Raw genomic sequence first — 20,087 nt, 5'->3', positions numbered from 1 at the left:
AAAAACCATTGTCCCGTAGCCCATGCCGCGGGACAGCACCATGCATTTTGAGGAGAGGTCATGAAGCAATTCACCACCCGTCGACTGCCACTGGCAGCGTCCATCGCGGCAATTCTCGCGTCTGTGCCCATCGCACATGCGCAGGAAGAACCGCTGGGAATCGAAGAAGTCGTTGTTACAGGATCACTCGGATCACTTCCGGGCGAAGACGTACAAATATTCGGCTTTGGTAAATCCCTGCTTGAGACACCCCGTTCGGCATCGACCATCAGCTCTGAGCAGTTGGACCGATTTAACATCACAGACATTGATGAGTTGGTGGCGTTCGCACCTGGTACCTTTACTCAGTCCTTCTTTGGCGTAGCGGGATCGCTGGACGTGCGAGGAACCGCCGGTGAAACCTACTTTCGCGGTGTCCGTCGAATCGACAACCCAGGTAACTACCCAACGCCTATTGGTGCCTCAGACCGCATTGATATCGTGCGGGGCCCGGCATCACCTATTTACGGTCCCTCAAAGATCGGCGGTTATTTGAACTTCAACCCAAAGTCGGCGCGTGCCGAGTCTGGGGACTACCTCACTGAGACTACAGGTGCCCTCTCCTACGAGACCGGCAGTTGGAACCGCAATGTCGTAACAGCTGAAGTCGGCGGCCCCATCAATGATCGTATGGGGTATTACATCTACGGCGAGCTCGAAGACTCAGACAGTTTCTACGACAATACCGAAACCAAGCAGAACATCCTTCAGGCCTCTTTTGACGTCGATATTAACGACAAACTTGTCATGAAGTTTGGCGGCATGTATCACGACTATGATGGAAACCAGGTGGCTGGCTGGAACCGATTGACGCAGGACCTTATTGATAACGGCACTTACATCACCGGTACAGCAACACCACTGGACACTAACGGTGACGGAAAGATTTCGCACCAGGAGTACGGTGCCACATCTGGACCACTGTCCAACTTCGTGTTCCGACCTGAGTTTGTAGACAATTCCAGCCTTATCCCTGAAATGGCGCTAGTCAACGCGGGCACCACACAGCTTGACGAAAGTAATGTGCTGGTAGACCCGAACGACACTTTGGATAACCAGGTACTTACGCTATATCTCGATTTCGTTTACGAGACCGACAATGGCTTCAGTATTACCAACCAGCTGTTTTACGAAACAATCGACAATATCAATGAGAACGCCTACGGCTTTTCTCAGTTTGGCGAAGTAGACGTCATCGAAGACAAACTCGTGTTTGCCTTTGAAAAAGACTTTGGCCCCATGACAGCGGATTTCCAGCTGTCTCCATCGATTCGTTACACCGATTTCTTGCGCGGACAGGATTTCATTAACGAATACTTCGATCGCCGGGACCTTAGCCAATCAAACTCAGAGCGTGATCCTTCACTGGACACTCGCTTGTTGGCTACGCAAATCAACGATGACTACTCCGAATACCAGAGCGGCGACTACACAATGTACGGCCTCGCCTTTTTGGGAGACTTCACCTTTGACAACGGCATCGCTGTAACTCTGGGTGTACGTCAGGATTACGTGGAAGCCGACGTAACAACCCCCCTTGAGCTACTGCTCTTCCCGGACGGCGCAATTCCAGAGGCATCTGATTCCGAAAATCTGTTGTCCTGGTCTGCCAGCATCAACTGGACCACGGAATTTGGCCTTACGCCCTACTTCACGATCGCAGAACAGGCCACGCTGATTGCCGGACAGGTAGGTGACCTTCCTACCGCACAGGTAGCCAGCGGCTCGTGGACGGATACTTCTGATCTTTGGGAAGTTGGTCTTAAGGGAAGTTTCCTTGATGACTCACTGTACTTCGCGGTTAACTACTACGAGCAGGAACGTGTAGATTTTAACGCTCAGGCGATCGTAACCAACCCAACCAGCCGTACCGAAGGTATCGAAGCGGAATTGCGCTGGGTAGTGAATCAGGACCTCGTGGTAACCGGCGGCTGGACCAACATGGAAGTGATCATTGTTGAGGCCGAAGCAAACGGCGGACAGTTCGGTTTCTATGGAGCGGATGATATCCCTCAGGTGGATCCAAGCCTGGTATTCGGTGGTCAGATTATTGGCATACCGACCTCGCCAGATGGTCGTCGAGCGGGTATCCCGGAGAACATTTACACGCTGACAGGAACTTACTCCTTTAATGACAACCTCGCGATTAGCGGAAGCGTCATTAGCGTAGACGAAACTCCATCCGGTTCTTCAGGTGCAGTAATACTCCCCTCTTATACGCTGTTGAACGCTGGCCTCGTATACGAAACAGAGTCCTGGACCTTCCAGCTGAATGCCAAAAACCTGACCGACGAGCGATACTTCCGATCTAACTTCCCTGACCTCTTCGGTTCGCAGATCGTATTGCCTGAGCTATCCAGAAACTTCCAGGCGCGCGTAGCCTACAAGTTCTGATAGCCCTTTGGAGCGCTTAACAGCCTCATAGACAAGCCCTCTTCGGAGGGCTTTTTTTTGTTCAGCGCGAATGCCAAAGATTATATTTCCTGGCCAGCAACTTCGTAGACGTTCCGGGCGATTCGATCCTGCGCTGAGTCCTGAAGTTGGCGAGGCCGCCGATGGATATGCGCGAGCAGCTCGAGTGAAGCGGGGTCGGGCAGCGCAAAGCCGCACGAAGCTATCAGCAAACAAGGACGGCCTCAGAAATCCGCGATGAACCTTTTTTTTGTCTCGAAGGTCTGTGAGACTAGCGATCTCATCTGCGTTGGATAGACAACATGAGCAGTAATCTGCACCAGGCTTTTGCACAACTCGATGCCGCCATCAATCGAGCCGTAATCGGGCAAGAGTCCGTTGTTCGAACCTTAATCATTGCCTTACTCACTAACGGCAATGTGCTTCTGGAGGGCTTACCCGGAACAGCAAAAACCCGCTCCGTCAGAACCCTGGCCCGAGTGCTGGATGCCAGCTTGGGGCGCATTCAATTCACACCAGACTTGCTCCCCTCTGATGTCACAGGAACCGAGATCTATCAGGAATTTGAGGGACGTCAGGAGCTGCGGTTTCAACAGGGCCCTATTTTTAACAACGTCGTTCTCGCGGACGAAATCAATCGCGCTCCGGCCAAGGTGCAGGCGGCCCTGCTGGAAGCCATGGAAGAGCGTACCGTCACCGTAGCGGGCAAAAGCTACGCCCTGCCCCCATTGTTTATGGTTCTGGCCACTCAAAACCCTATCGAGCAGGAAGGCACCTATCCACTGCCGGAAGCGCAGATGGACCGTTTTATCATGAAGATCACGGTGGACTACCCCGATGACAGCGCCGAGGAAGGCATTATTCGTCTGGTGCGCGGTGAAGAAAGCGATGACCCAGAGGTCGAAGAGCCGCGGCTATCTCAGGAGCTCGTTTTCGAAGCACGCAAAGCGATGTCGGCTATCAGCGTCTCACCCAATATCGACAAGTACATTGTCGCGCTGGTTATGGCGACGCGCGATCCCGCACGTTATCCCGACTCGCGTCTCAAGGATTGGATTCGCGTCGGCTCAAGCCCCCGCGCCAGTATTGCTCTGGATAAGTGCGCCCGAGCCAATGCATGGCTGGGGGGGAGAGACTACGTAGACCCCGAAGACGTTCGTGCGGTGGCTCATTCAGTGTTATGCCACCGTATGATTCTCAGCTACGACGCCCTAGCGGAGTCTATCGACAGTCATGCTGTTATCGACGAATTGCTTCGCCAGGTGGCTGCAGCCTGAGGCCGACGCGATGCCCTGGCTTTCACGCACAAACAATGCAGCGGTCGATGACAATCGCATCGCCGTAAGTCTTGCGCATCTGCGCGCGCTGGAATTCAAGGCTCGCGGGTTTTCCTTTCTGCCCCGCCAGCCCGTGCAAAGTATTCTGACAGGACGTCATGGCTCTCGCCTTCGGGGCCGGGGACTCAACTTCGAAGAGCTGAGACACTATCGGCCTGGCGATGACATTCGCAGCATGGACTGGAAAGTCACTAATCGCACAGGCAAGCCCCATGTAAGAGTCTATACCGAGGAGCGCGAACGACGCGTCCATCTGCTTGTAGATCAGCGGATAAGCATGTTCTTTGGCAGTCAGACGGCCATGAAGTCGGTCGTCGCCGCGGAAGTGGCGGCCCTGGCAGCCTGGAGGGTCTTATCCTCTGGCGACAGGCTCGGCGGCATTATCTTTGACGACCATGATTGCTACACGATCCCCCCCAGACGCAGCCGAGACAGCGTGGTCGACATGCTCTCACGATTAGTGAAGACCAACGCAGCTCTGGAGGCCGGGCAGCCGTCGAAGGGGCCGCAGCTCAATGTCGCCATGAACAATCTGGCTCGTAGTCTCTCGCATGACGCACTGGTCATCTATATAGGCGATGGCTTTGGCTGGGATGATCGCAGCGATGAGTTACTCAAGCAGATGAGCATGCACAACGATGTGATCGTTATCAATATCTTTGATCCTGCGGAGGTTGAGTTACCGCGCTTAGACGAACTCATCGTCTCGGATGGAGAAATGCAGATAGCCGTCTCGGGAAACCGTGCCCGCCTGGACGAGCGATTTCGCGCAAGCTACAACGAGCATGTAGAACACATGCACAAAGTCCTGCGTCGCTATGGACTGCCCCTGATCACCATTGACTGTGCGCAGGATCCCGTGACCCAGCTACTCAAAGCCCTGGGCTCCGGGCGATGATTGAAATCTTCGGCCCCGGCTGGGGCAACTACGCCATTCGTGGCATCGTAGAGACCAGCATCCCCGAGCAGGTGTCACTGCGTCCCACCACACCGGGGTGGTGGATACTTCTCACCCTGCTGTTGGGCGGCGCGGTCTATTTCGCCTGGACACGCTGGCAGCGGCATCTTCGAGACCGCTATCGTCGCGACGCCCAGGCAGCACTGGATGCTATCGAAGCGAACTATCGCCGTGGCGATCGTGACTGCCTTAGAGAACTCGCTCCGCTGCTTCGAGCAACCGTAATAGAAGCCTTGGGCGAGCGCGATCGCGTTGTGCGCCTCAGGGGCGCTGAATGGCAGCGAGCCCTTCAGGAGATGGCGCCGAAACTACCACCGCTTCCCGTATCTCAGCTTGAGTCCCTGGCCTATCAGTCACTCAATGACGTGGGGCCAGGGCTCGATTCGCTTTTTACACAGCTGCGAGACTGGATCGCCGCTCATGAGCTTCCCAGTGCTTGAATTTACCTTACCCTGGGCCTTTACGCTTCTGGCATTGCCTCTATTGGTGCGTTGGCTTACACCTCCCCACAGGGAGAGTCAGGACTCATTACAGGTGCCCTATTTTCAACGTTTGGTCCTGCTAAGCGGCGAGACACCCCGCTCTGGTGCCAGCGTGCTTCGCCGCAGGCGCGTGCAGGGAATCATCAGTGTTATTGGATGGTGTTTGTTGGTGATGGCCGCTGCGCGCCCCGAATGGGTTGGTGACCCCATCAACGTTCAAAAATCCGCGCGCGACCTCATGCTGGCACTCGATCTCTCCGGATCGATGGATGCCAGAGATTTCACCGACGAAAACGGACAGCAGCTGAATCGCCTCACCGCGGCCAAACACGTCCTGGAAGATTTTGCGGCACAGCGCGACGGGGACCGCCTCGGCTTAATCGTCTTCGGAAATGCTGCCTATCTTCAAGCCCCGTTTACCGACGACATAGCCACCTGGCTCACGCTGCTGGAGGAAAGCGAAGTCGCCATGGCCGGGCAAAGTACCGCCTTGGGTGATGCTATCGGTCTGGCCATATCATTGTTTCAAGCATCCCAAACCAGTAACCGCGTATTAATTGTCCTGACTGATGGCAACGACACAGGCTCACGAGTCCCTCCTGTGGACGCCGCCAGCGTCGCTGCAGCGAACGATGTCACAATCTATACCGTGGCCGTTGGAGACCCCTCGACCCTCGGTGAGGAGGCTCTGGATATAGAGACGCTCGATGCCATCGCTAACAGTACCAATGGCGCCAGCTTTCAGGCGCTGGACACGGCTGCTCTTCAAGACGCTTACGACCAAATTAATCGACTGGAACCGGCTCAGTACGACTCTTTGTCCTATCGTCCGCGAAGCAGCTTGTTTCACCTTCCTTTGGGATTGTTTGCAGTGCTATATCTCATAGCACTGCCACTCTTCGCTCTATTGGGCTGGCGTCGCCAGAAGTCCATTCATGTTTGATTGGTCTGCACTTCTGCAGTTTCATTTTTTACGGCCCTACTGGCTTCTACTATTACTACCCTTTGCACTGCTGAGTTTTCTGCAGTGGCGCCGCAGCGACTTGGGACGTCAGTGGGAACCGGTTATCGCCGCCCACTTGCTCCCCTCTATGATCGTTCGTGGCAGTCAGCGTCGTTTGTTTTCTCCGCTCTGGGTGTCGATTATTCTGGGGCCTCTGCTTGCCGTGGCCATCGCTGGACCCAGCTGGCAAAGAGGCGACTCTCCTTTTGCGCAAGACTCCGCCGCTCTGATTATTGCAGTCGATCTCTCTGAATCCATGGATGAGTCAGACCTGCAGCCCAGTCGCCTGCAACGGGCGAGAGATAAAATTCTCAAACTCGCAGAAGCCAGAGGCGATGCCTACACCGCATTGATTGCCTATTCCGGGACGCCCCACACGGTGCTGCCGTTAAGCAATGACTCCAATATGTTGCTGCACTATCTGGACGCTTTGTCAGTGGGAATGCTTCCCCGTCGCGGAAAAGCACCAGAAAATGTCCTTCCCATAGCAGACAAACTACTTGCCGCCCGCGGCAACGGCGGTAGCCTGCTGATCGTCAGCGACGGCGCCAATGATCTATCAGCCGCAGCGTTTGCTGACTGGGCAAAGCAAAGTGACACCCAATTACTGATTTGGGGCATGGGGAAAACCCAGGAGCAAATAGATGCAGACAGTGAGCGCGGATTAAACGTCAGGGCGCAACCATTGCAGGAAGCGCAACTGCGCGACATTAGTAAGGCTGGGAATGGTTCCTACGAACGCGTTAGCGTCGACGACGATGACCTGAAGAATCTATTAAAGCGCATCAATCGTCACTATCGTCTCAGCGAAGACAGCGCACGCCCCTGGCTCGATGGCGGAATCTACTTACTGCCCCTGATCATGCTGTTTTTCCTACTTTGGTTTCGCACCGGGTGGGTACTTCGATGGTAGCCTGGTTTGAGAACCTGCGACGGGGTGTGCGCCCAAGGCGAGCATTGATTGTTCTTTTGGCGATTGGCCTCGTCTGGGCCGCGACAAATCCCCAAGGATTTCTTAATTTGTGGCTCACGCCGGATCAGCAGGGTCGCCTGTGGTTCAACTACGGTGATTATCAGCGTGCGGCCCGAAGCTTCGAAAATCCCCGCTGGAAAGGCATGAGCCTATATGCGGCTCAAGACTTTATCGCTGCTGCACAATACTTTTCACAGTATCAGGATTCCGAATCTCTACTTGCGCGGGCAAACGCTCTTGCACAGGCCAGGGAGTATCTGGATGCGCGCGACGCCTATGAAGAGTTGGCACAGAGGTATCCACAGCATCGAGCTCCGTCGGTCAATATCCCCATTGTTCAGGAACTCATTGACGCCAACCGCGAGCTTTCCGAAAGCCAGGTTTCCGAATCCGGTGACATGAGTTCCGACAACGATGATGGCCCTCGATCCTCCGAAGGTGACGAACGGCTGACAATGATAGAGAGGGAGCAACTGAGTGCTGAGCAACTGTTGCAGGATCCCGGACTCACAGCAATGTGGCTTCGACAAGTGCAGAGAAATCCTTCGGAATTTTTGAGCACCAAGTTTGATCTGCAGCTGCGGCGCCGGGAAGGTGCTAGCGAATGACGAGTTTTTTGATGGCCCGATTCGCTATTGCACAGTGCCAGCTCGGCAGGCTGAAAATGCTCCTCGCCACGCTTTTTGCGACCTTGATGCTCATTACAACTGACGTCCATGCTGCGATGAGCCTGGATAAACTCGTAGCCGACAAGCAGCTCCAAGCCAGTGTCAGCATCGACACCCCCTCAGAGCTGTACCAACGCGCTCCCTTTACCCTCTCGGTCGAGGTAGCCACGGCCCGATGGTTCAGTCGTGGGACACGGGTGCGGGATTTTCGTATTCCCGGTGCCGTTGTTCGTCCCGTATCGAGCTTCGCGGACAACTCATCCCGGAGAATCGACGGTGAAACCTGGAGCGTGCAGCGCTGGCGCTTCAGGGTGTTCCCGCAAGATGCTGGGCTCCTTACCATCCCCGGAATCCGCGTTTTCGTTTCGGTAAACACAGCCACAGACGGCGCTGTTGAAGGGGAGTTGTTGCTAAACCCCATCTCCGCTCAGATCGTAGCTCCGCCGGGGTTTGAGAACCTGAGCACATGGATTGCGAGCCCGTCACTGAGCATCGAACAGCGCTGGGAAGGACTGTTAGACAACTATATGCCTGGCGATGCCATAACGCGGACCCGCAGCTTTGTCGTGCAAGACGCCCCGGGAATGATGCTTGAGGCTTCCCAACTAGTCGAAACACCAGGCTTATCCTTGTATGCAGCCCCCGCTAAAGTGGTCGATAAAAGTAATCGAGGAACACTGACGGGAACCCGAACAGAAAGCCTGGTAATCACCTTTGAAGCGCCTGGGCAGTATCGAATCCCTGGCCTTGACTATGTCTGGTTTAATACGAACACAGGAACGCTTGAAACGGTATCTCTGCCGGAACTGGAAGTAGAAGTTTTGGCTGCCGAGGCTCTACCGCATAAGCAAAAAGAGCGCTTTGACTTAACACGGCGTCCTCCTCTTATTATCGGATCAGCAAGCGCCCTACTTCTGGCCTTGCTGCTGTGGTTTAGCCGTAACAGCAGACCCTCTCGAACAATTCGTAGCGCGCTGGAGCGCAGGCTTCAGCGAAGACGGTCATGCTCGGCGTATTTGCGCGCACTGCAGTCCCAGGACACCGCCCGGTGCATTCAGTTGCTCTACCAGCAGCTGGCCGAATCGGGATCTCAACGACAACTCCTCGACGCGGTGCGCACTGTTAAACCCAACCCAGAGCGCAGCAAAAATTCACCTGATAGACCACAGTCCCCGGAACACAGTTTGCGGCTACTGTTGGATCATGCCTACGGCAAAGGCATAACACTCCCGAATAAAAAGGCTGCACGGGAGCTGTGGAACGTTGTGAGCGGCGATTCAATTCACAAAGACGACGCTTCACGACTTGAACTGAATCCCAGTGCGTCTTGAGTGGGTTATTGCTGTGGGCTTCTCACTCAAAAATACCGGCAAAGAGGTGTCGCGAAATTATCGACAAAGTGTTTTAGATGGCATACTCCTTGCGTTTATCTTGGCACTTAAGTTGAGGCCCATCGTTGGACCGCACTGAAATACACCCACGGAGAACACATGCAGGCGCCCCCTAGAGAATCCATGCTTGATTTCGTTCAGCAATTGCCCAAGGCCGAACTTCATGTTCACCTCGAAGGCACTCTGGAACCCGAACACATTTTTAGTCTTGCCAAGCGCAATGGCATCGAACTTGTGTATAAAACCCCCGAGGAGGTCGTCGCTGCCTACGACTTCCATGACCTGCCCTCTTTTCTCTCGATTTACTATGCAGCTATGGACGTACTGAGAACGGAAGACGACTTTTACGAACTCGCCATGCATTACTTCCAGCGTGCAGCTGCTCAGAACGTAGTTTATGTAGAGCCTTTCTTTGATCCCCAGGCACATACCAGTCGCGGCATCGCCTTTGACACGGTGATCAACGGTATTGCCAGAGCGCAGCAGGATGCTGCAGCGTCGCTTGGCGTAGAGAGCAACCTGATCATGTGTTTTTTGAGGGATATGAGCGCTGAATCTGCGGCAGAGCATTTGGAAATGGCCGTTGGACATCTGGATAAGCTCATCGGCGTCGGGCTCGATTCAGACGAAAAGGACAACCCTCCTTCAAAGTTTGCTGAGGTCTTCGCAAGAGCCCGTGATCTGGGTCTGAAACTCACCATGCATTGCGACGTCAATCAGAAGGATATTCTGGAGCACATTGGGGAGTGCCTGGATCTTATCGCAGTGGATCGTATCGACCATGGTGTCAACGCCCTACAAGACGACGCCTTATGCACCGAGATAGCGCGCCGTGGGCTGGGACTTACCGTGTGCCCCGTCTCTAACCGTTTTGTGGTTCAAAACCTCACTGGCAACGAGATTAGAGACATGCTCGCCCGCGGTATGAAAGCCACAATCAACTCCGACGACCCAGCCTATTTTCGGGCGTACATGAACGAGAATCTTATGGCCCTTGTTGAGGACGCAGACTTTACAAAGGACGAGCTTATGACACTGACTCGAAACGCCTTCGAAGTGAGCTGGATGAGCGATGAACGTAAAACTGACTACCTTGAACGTCTCGAACAGGTGCAATAAGCCATGTTAGCCGCCATTGATAGATTTTTTGGGCTCACAGAACACAACAGCAGCATACGTCAGGAAGTTCTCGCGGGAGTAACAACCTTCCTGGCGATGGCCTATATCACCGTGGTCAATCCCGGCATTCTGTCGGCTGCCGGCATGGACTTTGGCGCGGTATTTGTAGCCACCTGTCTAGCAGCTGCACTGGGAACAGCCATCATGGGGCTGTACGCAAACTATCCTGTGGCTCAGGCACCGGGCATGGGACAAAATGCCTTCTTTACCTACGGCGTCGTACTGGGGCTGGGGCATACATGGCAAAGCGCCCTGGGCGCTGTGTTTGTTTCCGGGCTGATTTTTATTTTGTTGTCCGTATTGCCCGTGAGGGAGTGGTTGATCAACGCAATTCCCCGATCGCTAAAGCTCGGGATATCTGCAGGCATTGGTTTGTTTCTGGGCATTATTGCCTTGACGGGAAGCGGCATCATCGTCAGTAACGATGCAACGATCGTAGGCCTGGGTGACCTCACCGAGATGCCGGCCATTTTTATGCTGCTGGGATTTGTTCTGATCGCCGCACTCTCCGCACGCCGTACCGTGGGCGCTGTCGTTATAGGAATGCTGGTGGTTACTGTCCTGGGCTGGCTCACCGGCGCAGCAGAGTTTAAAGGCGTTGTGTCCATGCCACCGCCCATGACCACTTTTCTTGAACTGGACATCGTAGGTGCCCTGGACCTATCCATGGTGACAGTCATCCTTACTCTGCTTTTGGTAGACGTATTTGACACTGCGGGTACTTTGGTAGGGGTGGCCAATCGAGCCGGCATGCTCGACGAGCGCGGCCACCTTCCTCGACTGCGTCGAGCACTCCTGTCTGATTCCAGTGCGACGGCGGTAGGTGCCGTGCTCGGCACTTCTTCCACCACGAGCTTCATCGAGAGCGCCGCAGGCGTCGAAGCCGGGGGACGCACGGGCCTCACGGCACTGACCACCGCTGCGTTGTTTCTTCTGTGTCTGTTTATGGCACCTCTTGCGCAGAGCGTGCCAGGCTTCGCCACTGGTGCCGCACTATTGTTCGTCGCCACCATCATGGCCAGAGCTCTTGAAGACCTGGAATGGGGTGATGTCGCGGAAAGTGCCCCGGCAATTGTCACCGCGATTGCGGTGCCCTTGAGCTACTCTATCGCCGACGGCATTGGCCTTGGCTTCATCACCTACGCATTGATTAAAATTGCATCAGGCAAGGCAAGCCGCTGTCCCATGGCGGTCTACGTAGTAGCTGGGATCTTTATGCTAAAGTTCGGTTTCCTTTCCTGAGCATGGCAACAAACCCCGATGGATAAAGTCTATATCTCAGCCAATGACTTGCTGCTTGATTCCTTTCGTCTTGGCGAGCAAATTTTTGCCAGCGGCTTTCGACCGGACTTCATTATTGGCGTATGGCGTGGTGGCGCGCCGGTAGGCATCGCCATTCAGGAATATCTTGCCTATGTCGGCGTCGAATCCGATCACATCGCGATCCGCACATCGTCTTACGTTGGAATCAACCAACAGGAAAAGACGGTTCGGGTGCATGGATTGGATTACATCATCGACAATGTGAACGCCAGCGACGACGTACTGCTGGTAGACGACGTTTTTGACTCAGGTCGCAGCGTGAAAGCAATCTTTGACAAGATGAACGCGAAGTGTCGACGTAATATGCCGCAAAACATGAAAGTGGCCACGCCCTGGTACAAACCCTCCAAGAACGTCACAGACATCACTCCAGATTTCTATGTGCACGAAACTGACGCCTGGCTGGTATTCCCGCATGAACTCGTGGGACTTACCCAGCAGGAGATCATTGATAACAAGGGTCCTCTGGCGAAGACCCTCGAAACACGAATGCGCAGTGTCAGTTAACGTGGCTGCATTCTGATTGCACCATCCATTCGGATAGTCTCTCCGTTGGTGTAGTCATTTTCTACAATGTACTGCGAAAGATGTGCAATCTCATCGGGTTTACCGAGTCGCTTGGGAAACACCGGCTGGGCAGCCAGGCTATCGTAAGCCTCTTTAGGGAGACTTTCGAATAGCGGCGTGTGAATAAGTCCCGGCGCGATGGTGTTCACCCGGATCCCTAAAGAGGCAAGGTCTCGGGCAATAGGCAAAGTCATACCCACGATTCCACCCTTGGACGCGCTATAAGCGGCTTGACCGATCTGCCCCTCATAGGCCGCAACTGATGCCGTATTAATAATCACGCCGCGAGCGCCGTCATCATTGATGGGGTCCTGCTTGGCCATTTGTGCAGCGGCGAGACGCAGCACATTGAAGGTGCCAATGAGATTGACATCGATAACTTTTTTGAAGCGTGCCAGTTCCACAGGCTCTCCGCGACTGACCGTCTTTGCAGCATCGCCGATACCCGCGTAGTTGTTGCAGATGTGGACTGCGCCGAAGGCTTCAACCGTAGCCGCGACAGCAGCCGCCACCTGGTCTTCATCGGCCACGTTCACCTGGCGATACAAAAGTCCCGCACCAAGCTCAGTTACCAGCGCATTTCCCCGAGCTTCGTTCATATCGAAAATCGCCACTTTGGCGCCCAGTGCATGATAGCGACGCACTGTGGCCTCACCGAGTCCCGAGGCTCCACCAGTTACGATTGCAACTTTTCCGTTAATATCCATAGTTCTACTGCTCCTGAATTAGCTCATGTTCTGTTGATCGAATGCCGTGCTTAAGCCGCCTGCTGATCGGAGTTCGCCGCGCGGTCTATAGCGATTTGCGGAGGTGCAAATCGCTCGCCATAGCTGGCTTCCAGCTCCCGGCACCGGTTCACAAAGCGCTCGTAACCGTAAGTCTCTACAAACTGGATCAGACCCCCGGTCCATACAGGCGCACCGATACCCATGATGGAGCCTATGTTGCCATCCTCGTCAGATCTCAGCACGCCTGTCTCGCGGCACTTCAGTGCCTCAATCACCTGTCGGAATAACAAACGATCTTTGATATCGGACTCAGGCAGACAAACCTCAGACTTGTAGTAAAGATCAAAAAGAGGCGGCCAAATTGCTTTACTGCCATCTTCGCTGTACTCGTAAAAACCGCCGCCGTGATGTCGGCCTCCGCGGCCATTCTCTACCACCATGGTATCGATAACCTGACGAAGCACCGTGCCGTCACCCCACTTGTCCACTACACCCATCTCTTTCCAGGTTTCCTGTGCTTTGCGAGACAGCTCCATGCTCACTTCATCAAACACAGCAAGAGGGCCCACGGGCATACCCACGCCCTTGCCCATATTATCGATGAGTACAGGGTGGACGCCCTCCGCCAGCAAACGAACGCCTTCATCCAGGTATGTACCGAAGGTTCGGGACGTGAAGAAGCCCAGGGAGTCATTGACAACGATGGGGGTCTTCTTGATTTGCTGGGTGTAGTCAAAGGCTTTCGCCAGAGCTACATCCGATGTCTTCTCACCGACGATGATTTCTACCAAGGGCATCTTGTCTACCGGGGAGAAGAAATGGATGCCCACAAAATTCTCGGGCTTTTGGGATCCTTCGGCCAGTTGTGTGATGGGCAGGGTTGAAGTGTTGGAACCCCAAATCCCCCCCTCAGCCAACTGTCCTTCGAGCTGGGCCGTAATCTGATGCTTGAGCTGTATGTTCTCGAAAACGGCTTCAATAATGAGATCGCAGCCTGCCAGATCATCATCTGTCGCCGTGGGCGTGATACGTGCCAGAACCTCATCGCGCTTCTCGGCGCTCATGCGACCGCGCTCGACGCGCTTGTCCAGCAACTTCTCGGAATACGCTTTGCCCTTTTGCGCGGCTTCAAGACTGATGTCCTTGAGAACGACGTCGATACCCGCCATCGCAGACACATAAGCGATCCCCTGCCCCATCATTCCTGCTCCGAGCACGCCAAGCTTTTCGGTCTTCTGAGGGGGCACATCTTTGGGCCGGCTGGCACCGCCATTCACTTTGTTCAGACCAAAGAAGAATGTGCTGATCATATTCTTTGCTTGCGGAGTGATAGTCAGTGCCGCCAAAGCGCGAGACTCGACCATCAGTGCTGTATCCAGATCCAAGCGCAGCGCTTGCGCCGCAACATCCAAAATCTTCGCTGGCGCTGGCAACAGGCCACGAGTCTTTTGCGTGAGCATAGCTGTCGCGCCGGTAATCGCCTGTACGATCTTGGGTGAGGTAATGCCTCCACCAGGAATCTTGTAGCCCTTTTGGTCATAAGGCTGAATCGCAGCATCAGCATTATCTTTGTTGGCAAGAATCCACTCTTTAGCCTTTGGAACAAGGTTCTCTCGATCCGCCACCAGCTCGTGGATCATTCCTGCATCCAGGGCTTGTACTGGCGGAACACGCTTGCCTTCAAGCAAAAATGGCGCGGCCTTTTCAAAGCTCAGCAGCTTGGTCAAACGAACCACACCACCACCGCCGGGAAGCAAGCCTAAAGTGACTTCCGGCAGGCCAAGCTGTACCGACTTATGATTCCAGGCAATGCGATGATTGCATACCAGACACAACTCATAACCGCCACCGAGTGCAGCGCCGTTGATCGCGGCGACAGTGGGCACTGGGAGTTTCTCAAAACGGCGCAGGGTGGCTTTCATGGCCACAATGCCTTCCATGAACTCGCCGAGGCGCTCCGGGGTTACCGCCACCAAATCATTAAGATCACCACCTGCAAAGAACACCTTTTTGGCTGAAGCAATTACCACGCCGTTCAGGCCGTCCTCTGCCTCCAGCTTATCTACAATGGCCCCGAAGTCCTGACGGAATTCAGCGTTCATAGCGTTGACCGGACCGCTCATATCCATGGTCACAGTTACGATGCCGTCAGCATCTTTTTCGTAGTGCATAGTCATATGTTAAATCCTTACAGCAACTGTGGCTTAAACGCGCTCAATGATGGTGGAGATACCCATGCCGCCGCCTACGCAAAGGCTCAACATGCCGCGGCGCAAATCACGACGCTCCAGTTCGTCGAGCATAATGCTCACGAGCATCGCTCCAGTCGCCCCAAGTGGGTGCCCCATGGCGATAGCACCGCCATTCACGTTAGTCACCTCGTGATCAATACCCAGGTCCTGCATGTAGCGCAGGGCCACAGATGCAAAGGCCTCGTTGATCTCCCAAAGATCGATGTCTTCTTTCTTCATGCCTGCTCTTTCAAGACATTTTTTGGCGGCAGGACCAGGGCCGGTGAGCATGATCACAGGATCGGTTGCCAGCACAGCTGTAGCGACAATACGGGCTCGAGGCGTCAATCCAAGATCTTTACCCGCCTTTTCACTGCCAATAAGTACCGCACTGGAGCCGTCGACGATGCCCGAGGAGTTACCCGGCGTATGTACGTGATCAATATGGTCCAACATTGGATACTTGCGCAGGATCACATCATCGAAGCCAAACTGACCGATCATCTCAAAGGAAGCATTGAGCCCCCCAAGCGTTTCGATGGTCGTACCGGGCTTAATAAAGTCATCTTTTTCAAGAATTGGCAGACCAGACTCATCGCAAACCGGGACTACGGACTTATCAAAGTAGCCGTTGTCTCTGGCGTGGGCTGCACGACGTTGAGACTCCACCGCAAAGCGGTCGACATCTTCGCGGCTCCAGCGAGCTAGCGTAGCAATCGTGTCCGCACCAATGCCCTGCGGTACAAATCCGGTTTTAGCGGCAAAAGCAGGATCGGAGCTCATGGGGCCGCCGTTAGAGCCCATGGGCACTCTGGACATGGATTCGATACCGCCGGCCACCACCAGGTCTTCCCAACCCGAAGCTACTTTTTGCGCTGCTATATTCACAGCTTCCAGACCCGATGCACAAAAGCGGTCCAACTGAACCCCCGCGACGGACTCATCCCAGTCGGCGTTCTGTACCAACATTTTTGCGATGTCTGAGCCCTGCTCACCGATGGGCGTAACACATCCCATCACCACATCATCGACGTAGCTGGTGTCCAGATCATGGCGCTTCTGCAGCGCCCGCAAGAGGCCTGCGCCCAGATCGATAGGCTTAACCTCGTGGAGGCTACCACCGGGCTTACCCTTGCTTCGAGGGGTTCGGACGGCGTCGTAGATAAAAGCGGAATGAGGCATGGTAAAACTCCTGGATAAAAAACCGGGGAACCGGATACTGACGGCGCTACCCCGGTCACTCAATGACCCGGGGATTTAGCAAAATAGACCGTAAATGACAGTGCCTCAGAGGCGTCAGGACCAGCTCTTGAAAGCACTTCTGTGAGCAGCCCCGCGAGGCCCGGGCACAGGACAGAGCGTAGGTTTCACCGCCGCTCAGCTGGGTTTTAGCTCTTGCAGTGTCCCGCGTGAAATGCGACGTGCTCATCCATAAAGCTGGCAATAAAAAAGTAACTGTGGTCGTAAGCTTCCTGCATACGAATCATCGCCGGATAGCCACTCTCGGCGCAGGCGGACTCCAAAAGCGGTGTCTTTAACTGCTCCTGAAGGAAGCTGTCTGCAGAGCCCTGATCTACCAGCATGGGTAAGTGCTGCGTGGCACCACGAACCAAAGTGCAACTATCGTGCTCTGCCCAGCGCTGACGGTCTTCGCCCAGATAACCGGCAAACGCTTTATGGCCCCAGGGACACTCCAGCGGAGCGCAGATGGGTGCAAACGCCGACATGCTGCGGTACCTCTGGGGGTTTTTCAAGGCAATGGTCAAAGCCCCATGACCACCCATGGAGTGTCCAAAAATGCTCTGCCGCGAAAGATCCACGGGGTGCTGGGCAGCGACAAGTGCAGGGAGTTCCTCAAGAACGTAATCGTACATACGGTAATGCTCAGCCCAGGGAGCCTGCGTAGCGTTGACATAAAAACCAGCACCCAAGCCCATGTCCCAGCTTCCGTCGGGATCGTCAGCAACACTCTCTCCCCGGGGACTGGTGTCAGGGGCGAGAATTGCCACGCCATGCTCGGCAGCCGCGCGTTGCGCGCAGGCTTTTTGCACAAAGTTTTCATCGGTGCAGGTCAAACCAGATAACCAGGTCAACAGCGGCACAGCGCCAGTCTCGGCCTGCGGGGGCAGATACAGCGAAAAGTGCATGTCGCAATTCAGTACTGTCGAGCGATGCTCAAAGCGCAGCTGCTGGCCAGCAAAACTCTTTATAGATGCAACTAATTGCATGTCTTGCTCAGTACAGCACGACGGAGCGTATGCTCTCGCCCGCATGCATCAAATCGAAGGCAGTGTTGATCTCGTCCAACGGCATGGTGTGGGTGATCAAATCATCGATATTTATACGACCATCCATATACCAATCAACAATACGCGGCACATCGGTTCTACCGCGAGCACCGCCAAATGCTGTACCGCGCCAACTCCGTCCTGTGACCAGTTGGAATGGCCGAGTGGAGATTTCTTTTCCTGCCCCTGCCACACCAACGATGCAGCTCTGCCCCCAGCCCTTGTGGCAACACTCCAGTGCCTGACGCATCACGTTGACGTTACCAATACATTCAAAACTGTAGTCCACACCGCCCCCGGTAATTTCTACCAGGTGACCCACAATGTCGTCGACTTCGCTGGGATTCACGAACTCTGTCATACCAAACTGACGACCCAGGGCTTCCCGGTCAGGGTTCAGATCAACACCGATGATCCGCGATGCGCCAACCATACGAGCGCCCTGCACAACATTGAGTCCAATCCCGCCCAAACCAAACACGGCGACGGTAGCTCCGGCTTCAACGTTCATGGTGAATGCTACCGCGCCAATTCCTGTAGTTACCCCACAGCCGACGTAGCAGATTTTCTCGAAAGGGGCGTCCTTGCGAACTTTTGCCAAGGCGATTTCCGGAAGCACCGTGTAGTTAGAAAACGTTGAGCAACCCATGTAGTGCAGCAAGGGCTTGCCATCTAAAGAAAAACGACTACTGCCATCCGGCATAACGCCCTGCCCTTGGGTTTCCCGGATGGCCTGGCAAAGATTCGTTTTTGGATTCAGGCAGAAGTCACATTCGCGACATTCCGGTGTATAGAGAGGAATAACATGATCACCGGGCTCCAGGCCTTTGACACCAGGGCCGGTTTCTACAACCACTCCAGCACCTTCGTGTCCAAGAATTGCAGGGAAGGCGCCCTCAGGGTCATCCCCGGACAGCGTGAAAGCATCGGTATGACACACACCGGTCGCCTTGATCTCGACCAGGACTTCTCCCGCTCGTGGGCCCTCAAGATCAACCTCCATCACTTCTAGAGGCCTGCCTGCGCCCAGCGCGACTGCCGCACGTGTCTTCATGTATTTACTCCAGTAATTAAGCAACAATCACAAAGTAAAACACATATACGAGCGCGGGAAAACTTAGCCTACGGAGCCGGTTTTTTTAGGAGTGTTGAAGCGGTGTTTCAGGGTATTGTGCGATTCATCTGCAGATCCACGACTGCGCCGAGCCATCTGCTCGGGCGCTCGACTCACCGGTGCCGTCTGGCGCTTGTCACTCGCGCCCGTGTTTCTTTGCCCTGGAGACGGCGGCGTATCGATAGGCTCAAAACCAGACACCTGGACTCGGGGTATTACCTTGCAAATCAGGCGCTCGATGCCCTTGAGCAGAGGTACATCCTCGAGAGTCAGTAAAGAGTGCGAGCGTCCGCTTGATCCCGCTCGTCCTGTACGGCCAATTCTGTGCACATAATCTTCGGGGACAGCCGGTAAATCAAAGTTCACAACTTCGGGCAGTTGATCGATGTCCAAGCCTCGGGCGGCAATATCTGTAGCGACCAACAACTGCAAGCTACCGCTCTTGAAGTCGTCCAGGGCGCGCTGCCTTGCGTTCTGACTTTTGTTTCCGTGTATAGGCGCTGCTGCAAAACCCGCCTCGAGCAACTTCTTGGAAAGTTGATTGGCCCCATGTTTAGTGCGACAAAAAACCAGTACCTGAGACCACTGTCGCTCATTGAGCAGATGAATCAGCAAGTCTGTCTTGCGGCTCGGATCTACCGGATACGCCATTTGGTCGACCAGTTCCGTTGTGCTATTGGCAGGCGCCACCTCCACGCTAACCGCATCAACCAGATACTGGCCGGCGAGCAAGCGTATTTCCTTGGAGAAGGTTGCCGAGAACATCAGCGTTTGCCGGTTTTTCGGCAGCTGCTCCACGATTCTTCGGATATCATGAATGAAGCCCATGTCCAGCATGCGGTCGGCCTCATCGAGAACCAGCACTTCCAGAGCACTGAAATCCACCGCACCGCGTTGCGCAAGATCCAGAAGTCTGCCTGGCGTCGCTACCAGGGTATCCACCCCCCGTTCCAGTGCGGCAATCTGGGGCTCGGCTCGTACACCGCCAAACACCACTGCACTGCGCAAATCCAGATAATGGCCGTAGGTCTCCACGGACTCGTGTACCTGGGATGCAAGCTCTCGGGTCGGCGTGAGAATCAAAGTCCGTACCTGCTTCCGTCGCGCTAGACCGACAAAAGCCAAACGCTGAAGAATGGGCAAAACAAAGGCCGCAGTCTTACCGGTGCCCGTTTGTGCAGCCGCGAGGATATCCTGACCGTCGAGCACCAGCGGTATCGATTTGATTTGAATGGGGGTTGGCTGGCTATAGCCGCGGTCGTTAACCGCTTTCACCAGATCCGGCAAAAGACCTAAATTGTCAAAGTTCATTGTCAGCCATCCGTCAGCACGTTTGCTTGTCATTACGTAAAGTCGTCGGGGCTTTACGATTTTTTGCTGACGATGTTGACGCA

17 protein-coding genes are annotated in these 20,087 nt (G+C 54.6%); 11 read left to right on the top strand and 6 right to left on the bottom strand.

The features are described from left to right. Positions 1–60 precede the first annotated feature (60 nt). The 11 genes from R0135_RS00395 (at position 61) to R0135_RS00345 (ending at position 12,272) form a co-directional block, all read left to right on the top strand. Entirely contained in the window at positions 61–2,433 is a 2,373-nt protein-coding gene (locus R0135_RS00395) for a TonB-dependent siderophore receptor (RefSeq protein WP_407348286.1), read from the top strand. A 320-nt stretch (positions 2,434–2,753) separates the two neighbouring features. Further along, the gene (locus tag R0135_RS00390) at positions 2,754–3,728 is read left to right on the top strand and encodes an AAA family ATPase (protein ID WP_407348285.1); all 975 of its coding nucleotides are present in this window, start codon (positions 2,754–2,756) and stop codon (positions 3,726–3,728) included. Positions 3,729–3,738: 10 nt separating this feature from the next. Beyond that, positions 3,739–4,686, top strand: coding sequence for a DUF58 domain-containing protein (locus R0135_RS00385; RefSeq protein ID WP_407348284.1), 948 nt, complete (start codon positions 3,739–3,741; stop codon positions 4,684–4,686). After that, entirely contained in the window at positions 4,683–5,186 is a 504-nt protein-coding gene (locus R0135_RS00380) for a DUF4381 domain-containing protein (RefSeq protein ID WP_407348283.1), read from the top strand. Before R0135_RS00385 ends, R0135_RS00380 begins: the two co-directional genes overlap by 4 nt. Next, the gene (locus tag R0135_RS00375; protein WP_407348282.1) at positions 5,167–6,171 is read left to right on the top strand and encodes a vWA domain-containing protein; all 1,005 of its coding nucleotides are present in this window, start codon (positions 5,167–5,169) and stop codon (positions 6,169–6,171) included. The genes R0135_RS00380 and R0135_RS00375 overlap by 20 nt, the downstream gene beginning before the upstream one ends. Beyond that, positions 6,164–7,144 (top strand): vWA domain-containing protein, encoded by a 981-nt coding sequence (locus R0135_RS00370; RefSeq protein WP_407348281.1) that lies wholly within the window; start codon positions 6,164–6,166, stop codon positions 7,142–7,144. The genes R0135_RS00375 and R0135_RS00370 overlap by 8 nt, the downstream gene beginning before the upstream one ends. Further along, positions 7,138–7,812: a tetratricopeptide repeat protein gene (locus tag R0135_RS00365; protein WP_407348280.1), complete on the top strand. Its 675-nt coding sequence runs from the start codon at positions 7,138–7,140 to the stop codon at positions 7,810–7,812. The genes R0135_RS00370 and R0135_RS00365 overlap by 7 nt, the downstream gene beginning before the upstream one ends. Further along, positions 7,809–9,203 carry a hypothetical protein gene (locus tag R0135_RS00360; RefSeq protein WP_407348279.1) on the top strand — a complete coding sequence of 465 codons (1,395 nt, stop codon included), beginning with the start codon at positions 7,809–7,811 and terminating at the stop codon, positions 9,201–9,203. The genes R0135_RS00365 and R0135_RS00360 overlap by 4 nt, the downstream gene beginning before the upstream one ends. Positions 9,204–9,362: 159 nt before the next feature. Next, on the top strand, positions 9,363–10,382 hold the full coding sequence (gene add / locus R0135_RS00355) for an adenosine deaminase (protein ID WP_407348278.1): 1,020 nt from the start codon (positions 9,363–9,365) through the stop codon (positions 10,380–10,382). Between the two features lie 3 nt (positions 10,383–10,385). Further along, the gene (locus tag R0135_RS00350; RefSeq protein WP_407348277.1) at positions 10,386–11,684 is read left to right on the top strand and encodes an NCS2 family permease; all 1,299 of its coding nucleotides are present in this window, start codon (positions 10,386–10,388) and stop codon (positions 11,682–11,684) included. Positions 11,685–11,702: 18 nt separating this feature from the next. After that, the gene (locus tag R0135_RS00345) at positions 11,703–12,272 is read left to right on the top strand and encodes a phosphoribosyltransferase (RefSeq protein ID WP_407348276.1); all 570 of its coding nucleotides are present in this window, start codon (positions 11,703–11,705) and stop codon (positions 12,270–12,272) included. Here R0135_RS00345 and R0135_RS00340 read toward each other — a convergent pair. The 6 genes from R0135_RS00340 to R0135_RS00315 form a co-directional block, all read right to left on the bottom strand. Next, complete coding sequence (locus tag R0135_RS00340) at positions 12,269–13,039, bottom strand: SDR family NAD(P)-dependent oxidoreductase (protein ID WP_407348275.1); 771 nt, start codon at positions 13,037–13,039, stop codon at positions 12,269–12,271. The genes R0135_RS00345 and R0135_RS00340 overlap by 4 nt on opposite strands. Before the next feature lie 50 nt (positions 13,040–13,089). Then, positions 13,090–15,237: a 3-hydroxyacyl-CoA dehydrogenase NAD-binding domain-containing protein gene (locus R0135_RS00335; RefSeq protein WP_407348274.1), complete on the bottom strand. Its 2,148-nt coding sequence runs from the start codon at positions 15,235–15,237 to the stop codon at positions 13,090–13,092. A 27-nt stretch (positions 15,238–15,264) separates the two neighbouring features. After that, on the bottom strand, positions 15,265–16,473 hold the full coding sequence (locus R0135_RS00330; RefSeq protein WP_407348273.1) for an acetyl-CoA C-acetyltransferase: 1,209 nt from the start codon (positions 16,471–16,473) through the stop codon (positions 15,265–15,267). Positions 16,474–16,679: 206 nt separating this feature from the next. Continuing rightward, positions 16,680–17,519, bottom strand: a complete 840-nt coding sequence (gene fghA / locus R0135_RS00325; protein ID WP_407348272.1) for an S-formylglutathione hydrolase — start codon at positions 17,517–17,519, stop codon at positions 16,680–16,682. 7 nt (positions 17,520–17,526) lie between these two features. Then, on the bottom strand, positions 17,527–18,633 hold the full coding sequence (locus R0135_RS00320; RefSeq protein ID WP_407348271.1) for an S-(hydroxymethyl)glutathione dehydrogenase/class III alcohol dehydrogenase: 1,107 nt from the start codon (positions 18,631–18,633) through the stop codon (positions 17,527–17,529). Positions 18,634–18,696: 63 nt separating this feature from the next. Further along, positions 18,697–20,004 (bottom strand): DEAD/DEAH box helicase, encoded by a 1,308-nt coding sequence (locus R0135_RS00315; RefSeq protein WP_407348270.1) that lies wholly within the window; start codon positions 20,002–20,004, stop codon positions 18,697–18,699. Between the last annotated feature and the right edge of the window lie 83 nt (positions 20,005–20,087).

The sequence above is a fragment of the Congregibacter variabilis genome (assembly GCF_045689235.1).
In the GTDB taxonomy this organism is placed as follows: domain Bacteria; phylum Pseudomonadota; class Gammaproteobacteria; order Pseudomonadales; family Halieaceae; genus Congregibacter; species Congregibacter variabilis.
Note: the sequence above shows the minus strand (reverse complement) of the source record. Positions and strands in the feature narration are given on the sequence as shown.